Annotated in this window: 12 protein-coding genes; 9 read left to right on the forward strand and 3 right to left on the reverse strand. The window is 60.6% G+C overall.

The annotated features are described in order from the left end of the window. Nucleotides 1-71: 71 nt before the first annotated feature. The 4 genes from ON753_RS26050 to ON753_RS26065 all read left to right on the forward strand — a co-directional run bounded on the left by ON753_RS26050 (nucleotide 72) and on the right by ON753_RS26065 (nucleotide 4888). Nucleotides 72-836, forward strand: coding sequence for a SapC family protein (locus ON753_RS26050; RefSeq protein WP_377047220.1), 765 nt, complete (start codon nucleotides 72-74; stop codon nucleotides 834-836). Between the two features lie 6 nt (nucleotides 837-842). Further along, on the forward strand, nucleotides 843-2837 hold the full coding sequence (locus tag ON753_RS26055; RefSeq protein WP_265966915.1) for a preprotein translocase subunit SecA: 1995 nt from the start codon (nucleotides 843-845) through the stop codon (nucleotides 2835-2837). Nucleotides 2838-2841: 4 nt separating this feature from the next. Next, complete coding sequence (locus ON753_RS26060; RefSeq protein ID WP_265966916.1) at nucleotides 2842-3705, forward strand: efflux RND transporter periplasmic adaptor subunit; 864 nt, start codon at nucleotides 2842-2844, stop codon at nucleotides 3703-3705. A 364-nt stretch (nucleotides 3706-4069) separates the two neighbouring features. Continuing rightward, nucleotides 4070-4888, forward strand: coding sequence for an FkbM family methyltransferase (locus tag ON753_RS26065; RefSeq protein ID WP_265966917.1), 819 nt, complete (start codon nucleotides 4070-4072; stop codon nucleotides 4886-4888). A 31-nt stretch (nucleotides 4889-4919) separates the two neighbouring features. Here the strand turns inward: ON753_RS26065 and ON753_RS26070 are convergent, their stop codons facing one another. Both ON753_RS26070 and ON753_RS26075 read right to left on the reverse strand, forming a co-directional pair. Further along, entirely contained in the window at nucleotides 4920-5969 is a 1050-nt protein-coding gene (locus ON753_RS26070; protein ID WP_265966918.1) for a DUF3089 domain-containing protein, read from the reverse strand. Between the two features lie 122 nt (nucleotides 5970-6091). Beyond that, nucleotides 6092-7063 carry an acyltransferase domain-containing protein gene (locus ON753_RS26075; RefSeq protein WP_265966919.1) on the reverse strand — a complete coding sequence of 324 codons (972 nt, stop codon included), beginning with the start codon at nucleotides 7061-7063 and terminating at the stop codon, nucleotides 6092-6094. Between the two features lie 364 nt (nucleotides 7064-7427). Between ON753_RS26075 and ON753_RS26080 the strand changes: the two genes are divergently transcribed. The 5 genes from ON753_RS26080 to ON753_RS26100 are packed head-to-tail and all read left to right on the forward strand — an operon-like array spanning nucleotide 7428 to nucleotide 12173. Next, a complete protein-coding gene (locus tag ON753_RS26080; RefSeq protein WP_265966920.1) occupies nucleotides 7428-8678 on the forward strand; it encodes a cytochrome P450 in 1251 nt (416 codons plus the stop codon). Further along, on the forward strand, nucleotides 8678-9934 hold the full coding sequence (locus ON753_RS26085; protein ID WP_265966921.1) for a hydroxymethylglutaryl-CoA synthase family protein: 1257 nt from the start codon (nucleotides 8678-8680) through the stop codon (nucleotides 9932-9934). Before ON753_RS26080 ends, ON753_RS26085 begins: the two co-directional genes overlap by 1 nt. Before the next feature lie 16 nt (nucleotides 9935-9950). After that, nucleotides 9951-10196, forward strand: coding sequence for an acyl carrier protein (locus ON753_RS26090; protein ID WP_265966922.1), 246 nt, complete (start codon nucleotides 9951-9953; stop codon nucleotides 10194-10196). A gap of 4 nt (nucleotides 10197-10200) precedes the next feature. Further along, nucleotides 10201-11427: a beta-ketoacyl synthase N-terminal-like domain-containing protein gene (locus ON753_RS26095; protein WP_265966923.1), complete on the forward strand. Its 1227-nt coding sequence runs from the start codon at nucleotides 10201-10203 to the stop codon at nucleotides 11425-11427. Further along, a complete protein-coding gene (locus ON753_RS26100; protein WP_265966924.1) occupies nucleotides 11424-12173 on the forward strand; it encodes an enoyl-CoA hydratase/isomerase in 750 nt (249 codons plus the stop codon). The genes ON753_RS26095 and ON753_RS26100 overlap by 4 nt, the downstream gene beginning before the upstream one ends. Here ON753_RS26100 and asnB read toward each other — a convergent pair. Then, entirely contained in the window at nucleotides 12157-14154 is a 1998-nt protein-coding gene (gene asnB / locus ON753_RS26105) for an asparagine synthase (glutamine-hydrolyzing) (RefSeq protein WP_265966925.1), read from the reverse strand. The genes ON753_RS26100 and asnB overlap by 17 nt on opposite strands. Nucleotides 14155-14164 lie beyond the last annotated feature (10 nt).

A 14164-nucleotide genomic window follows, 5' to 3' on the forward strand; every position in this document is an offset into this window, starting at 1 on the left:
ACGTGTCTACACAACTTCTGTTCTATCATAACGCGCATCCCGTTACTGTCGACCGGCACAAGGATCTGTCGGTGAAGGCCGGGGCCACCTACGAATTTGCTAAGGAGGTCAACTCGGTGCCGTTGACCGCAATCGAATTCGCACAGGCTGCCGCGGAATATCCGATTGTCTTCGCCGGAAACGAAGACGCCGTCATGCCCGTTGTCGTGCTTGGCGCTCAGCAGACCGAAAACCTTTTTGTCGGAGAAAATGGCGAGTGGCTCGGGAAATACGTTCCTGCCTTCGTTCGTCGCTTTCCATTCGTATTTTCAACCGACAAATCCGGCAGGACCTTCATTCTGCACATCGATGAGGATTTCAAAGGTTGCAACCGTGAGGGGCGCGGTGAACGCTTGTTCGACAATGACGGCGAGCAGACGCAATATCTCAAGAACGTGCTCAACTTTCTGCAGGACTATCAGGCACGGTTCCAGCGGACGAAACAGTACTGCGACCGTTTAAAGGCGCTCGAACTTTTGCAACCGATGCAGGCGCAGTTCAATTTGAACACCGGGGAAAGACGTTCGCTGTCGGGTTTCATGACCGTCAATCGCGATAAACTCAAGAATCTTTCGGCGGAAGATCTGCAGAACCTGTTCAACAATGACGAACTGGAATGCACATATCTACACCTGCATTCACTGCGCCATTTCTCGGACATGCTGGATCGGTTTCCTGCGGCAAAATCTCCAGAGGAAGGCCTTGCGGAAAGTGCCGAAGGCATTGAAGCGGCAGCTCTGTCAAAGGCAAGCCGGAAGGCGCCTGCCAGGAAGAACGGGGGAGAGGCGACGGCCTAAACTTCATTGCACACCGGCTTCGCAAACGCGCCCGTAGCCGCCTGGATACCACCTGCTCTGGAAGTTTATCCGGAGCAGGCGGATCCGAGCGAGCACTGGCTCGACACGATCGAGAATCTTTTCAAGCGTGCCCGTGAGCCGCTGCTCGACTGGTCGCGGCGCCGGGAACTATTGCGCCGGGTTCAAATGGTCAATGATTTGGAGCATGAACTCCTTTCACTTTCCGACGACCAATTGGAATTGCGTGTCCGGAAAGTGCGGCCGCGCATTCGGCTGGGAGGCTATGAACGCAGCGAACATGCCGTTGAATGCTTCGCCTTGTTGAGAGAAGTCACGCGCCGCAAGCTCGGTTTGCGTCATCATGATGTCCAGTTGCTTGCCGGTTTTGCGATGCTCGACGGATCAATCATCGAAATGGACACAGGCGAGGGAAAAACACTTACGGCGGCATTGACGGCAGCCGCCGCGGCGATGGCAGGCACACCCGTGCACGTTATCACGGTGAATGACTACCTTGCCGAACGAGACCATGCGTTGCTGCAGCCGATCTACCGCTATTTCGGTTTGACATCCGGCGTCATCACGCATGAGGTAGAACACGAGAATCGACCGGCGATTTACGCCAGCGACATCGTTTATGCCAGCAACAAGGAGATCGCCTTCGATTACCTGCGGGACCGGATCGTTTTCGGAGGAAGACCGAGAAACCTCTATTCCAAATTGCGCCGGCTTTCCTGGGTGGGCGAACGGAACAAATCATCCGTCATGCGCGGCTTGCATTTTGCCATTGTCGACGAGGCCGACAGCGTTTTGGTCGATGAGGCGCGGACGCCGCTGATCATTTCGCGCGAAACCGACGCGGCGGAGGAACAGGTCTGGGCGGAAGATGCCTTTCGCCTCGTTAACGCCTTCGTCCCCGGCGTTCATTTCCGGCTGATCGTGGAAGACAGACGGATCGACCTGACGGCTGACGGACGTGACCTGATTGCCGAGCGTGCCTTGATCATGGGCGGAATCTGGAGCAATCGCGTCCGCCGTGAGGAGGCCGCCCGTCAAGCGCTCGTGGCCAACCTGCTGTTTTACAAAGGAGAGCATTATCTCGTCAGAGAGGGCAAGGTTCAGATCATCGATGAATATTCAGGGCGCATCATGCCGGACCGCTCGTGGAGCGATGGACTGCACCAACTGATCGAACTGAAGGAACGCTGTCAGGTGACCGGTCGCAAACAGACGATCGCACGCATGACCTATCAGAGGTACTTTCGCCGCTATCGGCGCCTTTCCGGGATGACGGGAACGGCCCGCGAGGTGCGTCCCGAATTCCGATCCGTCTACCGGACCGCCGTATTTCGCGTGCCTCCCAATGTGCCCTCCAAGAAGCGCGATCTGGGAACTCGCATTTGCCCCACTTTGGTAGCGAAATGGCAGGCGATCGCCGAGAGAACTGCCTCGCTCGTGACCGAAGGACGGCCAGTACTCATTGCCACCCGCTCCGTCAATGCGTCGCGTTCGGCAAGTGAATGGCTGTCCGCATCGGGGCTAGAGCACACGGTTCTCAATGCGGAGCAGAGCGCGGAAGAAGCCGAAATCATTGCCCGGGCAGGGGAGGCCGGACGTATTACCGTTGCCACCAACATGGCAGGGCGCGGCGTCGACATCAAACTGGATCCGGCCGTCATCGAAGTCGGTGGCTTGCATGTCATCCTGAGCGAGCGTCACGATGCCGGACGGATCGACAGGCAGATGGAAGGCCGGGCCGGACGACGGGGGGAACCCGGGACAACAGAAAAGATCCTGTCGCTGGAAGACCCGTTGCTGGATCTCGTTCTGCTGAAAGCGTTGCGGCGGCCCGGGCGATTTATCGGCCCGTCCGCTGGCAGAGCGTTGTTCACTGCGGCCCAATGGCGGGCCGAACAGGCTCACTCGCGAGACCGCAAGGCTTTGCTCGCCCAGGATCGGCGGCTCGGCGTGTTGCTAGCGTTTTCAGGCAGTGCGGAGTAGGGTTGTGCCGGAGAGTATTTTGATGGGGCATTGGACTGGAAGTCGAATTGAGGGCGTGCCTATGCGCCTGAAATGCACCTTTGGGACAATCTTTTTCTTGATGATGACATCACCGCTTGCCGCGCAATCCTTTGACTGCGTTATCGATCCGGCGGTTGTGGTCAAGGTTGGAAGCCTGGTCCCGGGCCTGTTGAGTGAAGTGCTGATTGAGCGCGGTGACTATGTGCACAAGGGTGAGATCATTGCCCGGCTAAGTTCAGAAACGGAAGCGGCGACCGTCGATCTGATGTCTGAACAAGCTGCCAGCACCTCGGAAATCGAAGCCCAGGAGGCCCGATACAGTCTTGCAAAGAGCCGTTTGGTGCGCACGCGCACGCTTGCGGAGCGCAAGATTACATCGACGGACAGCCTTGAGGAAGCCATCGCTGAACTGGAGGTCGTGACCCGCGAACTGGCAATTGCCCGGATGCGCAAGCGGATCGCCGGTTTGGAATTGAACCGGGCAAAGCGTGTCCTTGAACAGAAGACCATCAGGAGCCCGATCGACGGTGTCGTGCTCGAACGGGCACTCTTTCGCGGCGAGTATCTCGACCAGGACAGCCAATTGGCGACCATCGCCAAGCTGGACCCACTACACGTGGAGGCGTTCATTCCCGTGAGTGAATACGGCAGGATCCATCCTGGAATGGAAGCAGTCGTGCTGCCTAACAAACCGATCGGTGGCCGTTATACCGGTAAGGTTACGATAATTGACCGGGTCTTCGATGCGGCCAGCAACACATTCGGTCTGCGAGTTGAATTGCCCAATCCCGAAAACGGTCTGCCGGCCGGTCACCGCTGTGAGATAACGTTTCCCGCCGCTAATTGATTGCTTGATTAGCTTTCCGTCTGGTTGGGGTGCAAGGGCAGCAGAAAGATAAGTTCCAGATGCCTGATCTGTTGTGACGCGCAAGAGCACTTGGCAAGAAAGCGTTTCCGGGATCAGGTGGGATCAAGTGGCGGTATGTGGATCGGCTCCACAAGGTGTGTGATGCAGCGAGGGGTCTCGACGCCGATCGGTGTCACAAGTTATTGAATTTCCATATGCCAGCGGGGTCTGTTAGTGGAGCCGATCCACATTCAGCCCTTTGCCGCAAATACTTCGGCCTGCTATTCCCTCTGTGGTGTGGCCGAGCCGTTCTGCAGAAGGGCACAAGTTTACGAGCGGCTGATGAAGCAGCCGGGGAGGAGACATGCGGGTGAATCTTGAGACCGCCACCCTGCCGGATGGACGCACGGTCAGTTGCGTCAATGCCTATGAAGTCGGGTTCGGATGGCATGAAGTCATGTCCGCGGATTTCAGCCGGCACGGACTGACCTTGCCGGTCGGGGGCAATTTTGTCGATGTGGGCGCCAATATCGGGCTGTTCTGCCTGCGACTGCGCGATCTGTGTCCAGAGGCAAGAATTTGTGCCCTTGAGCCCATGCCTGCAGCCTTCGCCGCGCTCAGGGCCAATGCGGCCGACATGGGTGGCACCGTTGAGATCTTCAACATGGCGCTCGGTTCGGCACCGGGAAAGATCGAGTTCGAATATTGCCCGGGCATTACCGCCCTCTCTTCCTCCGAGGCCGGTGCCCGAAAAACCCTCTCGGACGGTCTGCGCACTCTTCTCTTTGGCACTGGCGTCAGCGCCGATATCAGGGCGATCATCGACAGGACCGGCGCCCAGGAAATGATTGATGACGAGGCCTTTGTCGAGCAACTGTTCCGCACCGAACAGATCACGGCCGATATCGACAGGCTGGACGCGGTGGCGGAACGGCTCGCGATCGGTCCGATCGATCTTCTGAAGATCGACACCGAAGGTCAGGAACGCGCGGTGCTGGACGGGATCGGACCGGACCTGTGGCGGAATATCCGCCAGCTGCTCGTGGAAATTCATCGGGGCGAGGACGAACTTCGCACGATCCGCGCCGACCTTGAAAAGCACGGCTATTGCTGCAGCATCGAAAGCCACCCGATGTCAGAAGGCGGCGCACCGGTCTTTCACATCTATGCGCATCGCGGCTAGTTGCCGTAGCTGGAAGGCAGCCGCCATCCGGCTATTGCGGGGGAGGGCCGTTTTTCCGGGCAAGATGGGCCTGGATCCGTTGCGCCGCATTGGATTTGATATTCTCGAAAAACAGCGAGTAGTCGAGGCTGTGGTAGACCCCTTGCGGAAAGAACGGGGTTTCCAGAAGGGCGGGGTCGGCAGGGGCGACGACCAGCCCGTGATCGGCGATCTGCGCGGAGGTAAAGCCGGGATAGGTCCGCCATGGGTTTTCCCCGTCGAACAGTGTCGAGCCGAGATTGAGGCTTGATGGCGCAAGTTTTGTTTCGCGGGTCCAGGTCAGCGGATTGACGACGATCGCTCCCTTCAGGATCATCGGCGCCTCGCCCTGCTTTCCGGCAGCGACCGAGTTGTAGCTGATGAAGCAGCCGGTCTGACGTGGCTCTCCGCAGATATCGATGGCCGGGTTGTCCTGCAGGTCCTCGCCGGTGATCGACCAGCCGATCAGATAACCCGCAATGAGCTGAGCCTCGATGCCGAGCTTGCCCCAATGATCTACGATCAACTGGGTCAGCACATAGGAGCCCTGGCTGTGGGCGGCAACGATGAAGGGCCTGCCGTTGTTGTAGTGCTCCATGTAATGGCGCAGCGCCCGCCGGATATCCTCTTCGCCATGGGCCGTCAGGGCATCGCGCTCGTCTTCGGGCAGGTTGAACCCGGCAAGGTTCATTTGGCGGTAGAAGGGAGCATAAAGGTTCGCCTGCCCGGAAAAGACCAGCGCCTCGCTGTGCACGGTCTCGGCCGCTCCGGCAATCAGGTCCTTGCGGGTGATATCCATCAGCCAGGCCGATTGATCGTAGAGCACGGTCGGATAGACCCAGAGGATATCGACGGCAAACGCGTCCGGATTGTCGGGCCGGGCCAGCCAGCTCGACGCCTCGTCGTAATCGGGCGCCGGCGGAATGACCGCTTTGTCCGCGGGAGGCAGACTCGCGGCAGTTTCGGAAAGGGCCGGGGTGGACACCATCCACGCCGCGAGAATGAGCGCTGCGAAACCGGCGAGGGACCGGCAGAGGTATGTCCAAGTCTGAGAATTGCGCATCTGTTTCTCCGGGGATGGTTTCACGTTAATTGTAAAACCCAGCAAATACACTCAAAAGTTATATTTTTTGTCGAAGCGCCATGACGGCACAAACGCCTGGTTGCCCATTGGAATAGGCGGGATCACGGCGCGAGCACTGCGCAGAGACTTTCCACGCGCTTCAGGTTTCCGCCGAATGGCGACAGAACGTTAGTGATTGTCGACCGTGTTTCGCCGGAAAGCTCCTGGCGCAGCACGGCGGCAAGACTGCCGGTCGGGCTCAGATCGATATAATTCGCGCCGCCCTGCGCTTCGAGACCTGCAAAGGTCCGGCGCACCTGCATCGGTTCCCGCACGATCCGCCAGCTCGAACCGGCATCCATCGTGTCGATCTTCTTGCCGAAACAGGCCGACCAGACCGGCCAGAAGGGAGTTTCAAAGGAAAGGCGCGCAACCGAAGCCAGATAGTCGTGCCGCGCGGCTTCGACCCAGGCGGAATGAAAGGCGAATGGAACGGGCAGCATCTGGAAGGGCGCATCAAGGCGCCGCAATTCATCAAGGACGCGCTGCGTGTCGCCGGCAAGGCATGCGAGGACGCAGTGGGCTTCGGCATTGAAGCCGGCAATTTCCGTCACGGCGGAAAGGAGAGGGGAGGAGGTGCGGATCTTTTCCGGGGCCAGCACGGCAATGAGAGCCCCCGCCGGTGTGTTCTTGCGGAAGAGCGCGGGCTGCCGGGCGACCGCCTTCAAGGCCGTTTCGAAGGGGATCATGCCCGCAACGCTCATGGCCACGAATTCCCCCAGGCTCACTCCCAGCAGCATGTCCGGTTTCAGCTTCATCTGCTGCAGGAGTTTGGCGGTCGCGAACTGCGTCATGAACAGCGAGGGATGCGAATGCTCCAGGTGATCGAACGGGTCGCTTGCCTTGCGGTCCGCCGAATAGATCTTTTCCAGCGGCGAAAAGTCCTCGCAATTGCGCACGATGCGATCGCCGATTTCCATCCACTGCCTGAAAACCGGATAGGCGTCCATGAGATCGGCGGCCATATGGAAATACTGCGACCCCTGCCCGGCGAAGCAGAAGACCGTGGGAAGGGACGGGGATGAGGAAAGCATGCTAGGACCCTGGTCGAGACGCCGCAGTCCGCCTTTGTTGCACGGGCCGGTAACACCCGGCAAGGGAGAGACAATAGCGTGCCGGAGCCTCCGGCAGGCTTCCGGGCTCGGTTGTGGACATGGGGGCAGCGGGTTGCTGGTCGGTGCCTCACCGCTTGACGCCGACATGTCGTTGGGAAACACTTGACCTGACACAAGGCGAGGCGGAGCCCGGACCCTTCGGAATTCTCGAACCCTTTCAATTGAGACAGATTTTAAATGTTGTAACCGGGTGGCCCCGTCTTCAAAGTGCTCGGCGAACGCACCCGATTTCGTCCCGATATTCAGCCTGAGACCCAGGCGTAATTGTTTGAGAGACGCGCAGATGAACGAGTTCCGGAGCCCTGACGGCGGTGACATCGACTGGTGGCCATTGCTGTCCGATCCGGAATTTCTGGAACACCCCTATCCTCAATTGCGCCGCCTTCAGGACCTTGGCAGCGTTCATCTGGACAAGGCCAGCGGCATTTACTTCATCCTCGGCCACAGGGCGTTCGCAAGGGTCGCGAAATCGACCGGCATGGGGCGGGACACGCGGCAATGGCGAGGCGGCTGGAATTCCGACGATTACCGTGCCAACGACCCGGTCGGCCACCGGTTGTTCAGCGAATTCCAGTGGCAAATGATCAATTGCGACGGTGACGACCACCGGCGCATGCGCAAGGTCTATGAGCCGGCTTTCCGCTCGCAGGCGATGAGCGCGATCGTCCCGCTGATTGAAAGACAGACACGGATCCTGCTGGACGCGATGCCGGAGAGCGGCGAAGTGGATTTCATCGAGGCTTTTGCCGGTCCGTTGCCGCTGCGCATTCTATGCGAACTCTTCGATATTCCCGCCCACCTTGATGAACAGATCGGCGCCTGGAGCGCATCTCTGATCCGCATCGGCGACATCCTGATGACGCCGGACCAGAAGGCGGAAGCGCTGGCAGCGCTCAATGTCTTCAAGGCCTTCCTGCGGGAGCAGATCAGAGCGCGGCAGGACGCCGATGAAGACAACCTGATGGGGCTGGCGATCCGCGCCTACAAGGACGGCACGCTGGACGAGGACGAGACGCTTACAAATCTCGTCTCCATGTTGGTTGCCGGGCATGAGACGACCGTCACGTTGATCGGCAACGGCATGCTGCTTCTGCTGCGCCATCCAGAGGAAATGGCCCGTCTGAGAGCCGATCCGGGCCTGATGCGCACGGCAATCGAGGAATTCCTGCGCATGGAGCCCGGCGGCAATATGATCCTGCGCGTTGCCCTGGAGGATTTCGAGGTCGAGGGAACACTGATCCCCAAAGGGTCGCCGGTCCTCGGCCTGACCGGCGCCATCAACCGCGATCCGGCACGCTTCGCCAATCCGGACAGGCTGGATGTCGGCCGGCCCGCAAATGCGCAGTTCACCTTTGGCGGCGGCGCCCATTTCTGCATCGGTGCGCCGCTGGCCCGGCTGGAGGCGCAGGTCGCTTTTTCGGCGGTTCTTCAGAAATACGCGCGGATCGAACTTGCCGGTGATCCGCAGTGGCGGCTCGACCGGATGAATGCGCGCGGCCTCGGCCGCCTGCCCGTGCGGCTGGAGACAGCGTGATGACGATTCCGGTCGGCATTGAAGCCATGAATGTGTTCGGCGGCATGGCCTATCTCGATGTCCGCGAACTCTGCGACCATCGCGGCCTGGACCTGCCCCGGTTCGAAAACCTCTTGATGCAGGAAAAAGCCGTCGCCCTGCCTTACGAGGACCCGATCACCTTTGCGGTCAATGCAGCAAAACCCATTGTCGACCGGCTGAGCGAAGACGAGCGCGGCCGGATCGAGATGATCATCACCTGCACCGAATCCGGGATCGATTTCGGCAAGTCGATCAGCACTTACGTGCAGAAACATCTGGACCTGCCCTCCAATTGCCGCCTGTTCGAACTGAAACAGGCCTGCTATTCCGGCACCGCGGGTCTGCAGATGGCGGTCAATTTCGTCTTGTCGCAGACTTCGCCCGGCGCAAAGGCGCTGGTCATCGCAACGGATATCTCCCGCTTCGCGCTTGCCGATGCCGCCGCCATCCAGGAGTGGGCCTATTCGGAACCGACTTCAGGCGCCGGCGCCGTGGCCATGCTTGTTTCCGATCAGCCGCACGTGTTCCGGCTCGACCAAGGAGCCTACGGAAACCATGCCTTCGAAGTGATGGACACCTGCCGTCCGGGGCTGGATACGGAAGCCGGCGATGCGGATCTGTCGCTGATGGCCTATCTCGATTGCTGCACGGCCGCCTTCGAAGACTATTCGCGCCGGGTCGAGAATGCGGACTTCCAGACCACATTCGACCAGCTTTGCTTTCACACGCCCTTTGGCGGCATGGTCAAGGGCGCGCACAGGCAACTGATGCGAAAGCTTTACAAGGCAAAGCCCGATGCGATTGCCGAGGATTTCGACAGACGGCTGGCGCCGAGCCTTTCCTACGGCAAAAGGGTCGGCAACACGGCCGGCGGATCGGTGTTCGTGGCCCTAGCGGGCACCATCGACAGTGTTGCGCCGCATGAACCGATCCGGGTGGGTCTCTTCTCCTACGGGTCCGGCTGCTGCTCGGAATTCTTCAGCGGTGTGGTCACGCAGGAGGGAGCAGAACGGTTGCGGGCCATGAGAATTCCGGATCAGCTGGATCGCCGCTACCGGCTTTCGATTGCCGAATACGAGAACCTCCTGTCGGGAGGCGCGGCGATCCGCTTCGGCACGAAGGAGAGCGTGCTGGACCACGGCATCATTCCTGGAGCCTTTCCGGAAAATGGCGACGGAACCCGGCTGGTTCTGGAGCGGATAGAAGGCTATCACCGGAAATATATCTGGATCTGAAATCAGGAAGACCAAGTTGGACGCGAACAAGATTGCCGAGATCATCATTGCGGAAATCCGCGAGACCGTCCCCGAACTGGCCGGCCAGACGATCACCGAAGCCGATTCCATGGCGGATCTCGGGGTCGATTCCATCGAGCGCAGCGAGGTCATCCTCGCCGTGATGGAACAACTCGGCCTGAAGATCCCGATGGTTCAGTTGCACGGCCCGCGCAACATCGGCGAACTTGCGGACCTTCTGCACGCAAAATCCGCCGGGTGAGCCGGTGAGGATCGGGATCTCAGGAATTGGCGTTGCCTGCGGGGCCGGTCACGGCAAGGCCGCGTTCAGCGAGGCGCTGTTCGAGACACCCGATCTGTTTTCATATCTGGGCCGCGAGGGACGGGAACCGGCAGAGGGGGACACTCCGTTCATCGGGGTCGAGATGCCGGAGCCGCCGGCGATTCTGCCGCCCCGCATTGCCAGAACCGTGGGCCTCAGTGCCCGGGCCGCGGTTTCGGTGCTGAGCGAAGCGTGGCAGGAAGCGGGGCTCGACCACGTCGACCCGGAACGGATCGGCCTTGTGGTGGGTGGCAGCAACCTGATGTCCCGCGAAAGGGAACTCGCGCTCGGGGAATACGCCGGCCGGTTGTCCTATGTCCCGCCGCGGCACGGTCATATGTTCCAGGACACGGATATTTGCGGCGTCTGCGCCACGGTGTTTCCGATCCGCGGCTTCGCCGTGACGGTTGGCGCGGCATCGGCAAGCGGGGCCGTGGCCGTGATCCAGGCCGTCGACGCCATCCGATCCGGCCGGGTGGATGTCTGCATAGCGCTAGGTGCCCTGCAGGATTTATCCGCTCACGACCTTCAGGCCCTGCGGGCCATGGGGGCGATGGGCTCCAGCCGGTTCGCGAACAGTCCCTCGAAGGCCTGCAGGCCGATGGACGCCGACCGCGACGGCTTCATCTACGGGGAAGCCTCCGCCGCGCTCGTTATCAGCCGGACGGATCGGGTGAACAGCCCGAAGCTCTATGGCAGTGTTCTCGGGACGGGAATTTTCAATGACGGAACCCGTGGCCCGGAACCGAACAGCGACGGACAGGCAAGGGCGGCAGGGAAAGCTCTGGCCGAAGCCGGGTTGACGGCGGCCGGGATTGACTATGTCAACGGCCACGCCACTGGGACACCGGCCGGGGACACAGAGGAACTGGAGACCTACCGGATGCTGGAGTTGCAAAACGCCCACATCAACGCCACCAAGTCCATATTCGGCCATGGCCTCAGCGCCTCGGGGGCGATCGAGGTGGCCGCCGTACTCATGCAGATGGAGGAGGGGCGCCTGCACCCGACCCGCAATCTGGATCATCCTCTCGACCCGGCAGTCAACTGGGTCGGACCCCGGGCAGCAAATCACGCCATCCGCCATGCGCTGAAATTCTCTTTCGGTTTCGGCGGCGTCAACACGGCCCTGGTCCTCGGCGTGCCCGGCAGCGGAAAGCAATCAAAATGAGCTTTGAGACGCTGAACGTCAGTATCGCCGGGGGTGTGTGCCGGATCGGGTTCAACCGACCCGATGCGGGAAATGCCATCAACGACCGGATGGTCGAGGAATTCGCGCAGGCCCTTGAAACCTGCGCCCGTGGAACCGGAGCGGACGGCAAGCCGGTCTCGATTGTCGTGATCGAGGGAAACGGGGAAGTCTTTTGCGCGGGCGGGGATTTCAAGGCCGTCTCGGAGACCGGATCCGCCGGGGATCCCGAGCCGCTCTACGACATCTGGCGCGAGCTTGCGCAGGGGCCCTTCGTGACCATCAGCCTCGTGAAAGGCCGGGTGAACGCGGGGGGTGTCGGCTTTGTTGCCGCGTCCGATATCGTCATTGCGGACAAGTCCGCCAGTTTCGGACTGTCGGAATTGCTCTTCGGGCTGTTTCCGGCCTGCGTCCTGCCGTTTCTCGTCCGCCGCATCGGTCATCAGAAGGCGCATTACATGACGCTGATGACCAAACCGGTCAGCGCGGCCGATGCGCTCGGCTCCGGGCTCGTCGATGTCCTGGCGGACGACGCCGAGACGGCCCTCCGCCAGCATCTGGCGCGGCTTCAACATCTCAACAAGCAGGCGATCGCGCGCTACAAGGCCTATATGAACGCCTGCAGCGGCAGTGCCGACCGGGACAAAGCCTCGGCGCTCGAGGCAAACCGGGCCTTTTTTCAGATCCAGAGATCCTTTCCGGGATCCGCCGTTATGTCACGGAATTGAAGTTCCCCTGGGAGGCATAGGCGCCGCCTGTCTCGGCCAGGTTCACGGCTTTCTCCAGCGGCGGCAGAATCGGCTCGCTCAAGCCCTGGCGTTGCACGAATTTCCGGTGCAGCAGGCATATGGACAGGAGATAGAGGAAGGTCTGGTTTTCCTTCGTGCTGATCTCGCTTGCCGGCCGTTCAAGCACCCTGTTCGCCAGGCGCTGCGCGAATTTCGCATTCAGGAACGGCATTTTTTCCAGTTCGCCGTCGCTTAGCACCAGGTCCAGGTAATCCGGACGCTGCGCTGCGAAGGCCGCGGCATCGGGTGCGCGGTAGGGGAATTTGCGTTTGTCGATGATCGCATCCGGCAGGCGGCCCCTAAAGGCCTCGCGCAGCAGACGCTTTTCGGTAAAGCCGTCATCGAATTTCAGGTTGATCGACGTCGCAAGGGCAAAAACCTCCGGGTCGAGGAACGGGCAGCGGTTTTCCACTCCGTGCGAGAAGCTCATGCGCTCCCCTTGAGTCGACAGCAGATAGCCGGGCAGAAGCGTCTTGTATTCGAGCCACTGGGCCTTTTCGACCGAGGAAAGCTTCTGATAGCCGCCATTTGCGGCCACATAATCGGAAATCGCCTGAAACGGCGGCGCCGGATCGTTCAGGAGCCGCGCGGAAAACTGACCGTTCTGGAACCGGAGTTCGTGGGAAAACAGGCCGGGCATCTTCTCGCTCGAGAACTGATGGTAGAGCCCGGTGACCGCCGCAATGTCCTCTGGCCCATAGTGGGAAAGATGCGGATAGAGCCTTTCCAGCTTGCTGCGCCGGGCGTCTTCGGCAAGTTGGTTCCAGGCCTCGCGCAGGAGGGTTTCCTTGAAGAGGTCGTACCCGAGAAATGCCTCGTCGGCGCCTTCCCCGCTGAGGATCACCTTTATGCCTACCTGCCGGGTGCGTTTCGCCAGCAGATACATCGGCACGAACGCGCTTCGGAACGCCGGAACTTCGGCGTGATAGACCGCCTCGGGCGTGCTGTCCGCAATGTCCGCATAAGTGATGCGTTGTGCGTGGTGGCGGGTTCCCAGATGGTTCGAGATCAGCTTCTGTTCGGCGGATTCGTCGAACTCCGCGTCTTCGAATTCGACAGAGAATGTCGACAGCGGCCTGCTGGAGAACTCCCCGGCGAGCGCGGCGACGATGGCCGAATCCACGCCGCCGCTGAGATAGACACCGACCTCGACATCGCTGCGCAGGCGCAGTTCGACACTCCGGGTCAGGCGTTCCCGGACGAGCTGAAGCGCCTCTGCCTGCGTGGCGACATCGGGTCCGGCATCAAACCTGAGATCCGTATAGGTGTGCGTGACAAGACTGCCGTCTTTCCAGGACAGCCACTGTCCCATCGGCAGGCTGTCGATGCCGCGGAAACCGGACTGGTGGGGCAGGGGCGTCCATTGGCCCAGGATCGACGACAACTGCCCCGGGTCCTGCTCGAAGGCGAAACCCGGTATTGCCAGGAAGGCCTTCATCTCTGATGCGAAAAGCAGTGAGTTGCCGTGCTGTGCATAAAAGAGCGGCCGCTTGCCGAACCGGTCGCGCGCCAGGACGAGTTCTCCGCTCGCACTGTCGTAAAGCGCAAAGGCGAAGCCGCCGTTGAACTTCTTCAGGCAATCCGGACCCCAGGCGATCCAGGCATTGAGAACGACCTCGGTGTCGCAGCGGGTCTGAAAACTGTACCCGGCCGCTTCCAGCGTCATGCGCAGTTCGCGGTAGTTGTAGATCTCGCCATTATAGCAGAGCCAGTATCTGCCGGACCGGTCGCTGAAGGGCTGCGCGCCCCACTGGGGGTCGAGGATGGCAAGCCGGACCGCTCCCATGGCAAAGCCGTGGTCGACCACATAGCCGGCTCCGTCCGGTCCCCGGTGGCCGATATGGGCGAGCATCGATCTGATATCGACGGCCAGCGCCTCGGCGCGAACAGCGGGATTTGATATGCCGGCGATACCGCACATGAAATGCAAC

Source organism: Roseibium salinum, from assembly GCF_026240905.1.
GTDB classification, from domain to species: Bacteria; Pseudomonadota; Alphaproteobacteria; order Rhizobiales; family Stappiaceae; genus Roseibium; species Roseibium salinum.

Excerpts from the sequence above, each read along its gene's own strand:
- ON753_RS26065 (WP_265966917.1), top strand. The coding sequence starts at position 4,070 with ATGCGGGTGAATCTTGAGACCGCCACCCTGCCGGATGGACGCACGGTC.
- ON753_RS26070 (WP_265966918.1), bottom strand. The coding sequence starts at position 5,969 with ATGCGCAATTCTCAGACTTGGACATACCTCTGCCGGTCCCTCGCCGGT.
- ON753_RS26075 (WP_265966919.1), bottom strand. The coding sequence starts at position 7,063 with ATGCTTTCCTCATCCCCGTCCCTTCCCACGGTCTTCTGCTTCGCCGGG.
- ON753_RS26080 (WP_265966920.1), top strand. The coding sequence starts at position 7,428 with ATGAACGAGTTCCGGAGCCCTGACGGCGGTGACATCGACTGGTGGCCA.
- ON753_RS26085 (WP_265966921.1), top strand. The coding sequence starts at position 8,678 with ATGACGATTCCGGTCGGCATTGAAGCCATGAATGTGTTCGGCGGCATG.
- ON753_RS26100 (WP_265966924.1), top strand. The coding sequence starts at position 11,424 with ATGAGCTTTGAGACGCTGAACGTCAGTATCGCCGGGGGTGTGTGCCGG.
- asnB (WP_265966925.1), bottom strand. The coding sequence starts at position 14,154 with ATGTGCGGTATCGCCGGCATATCAAATCCCGCTGTTCGCGCCGAGGCG.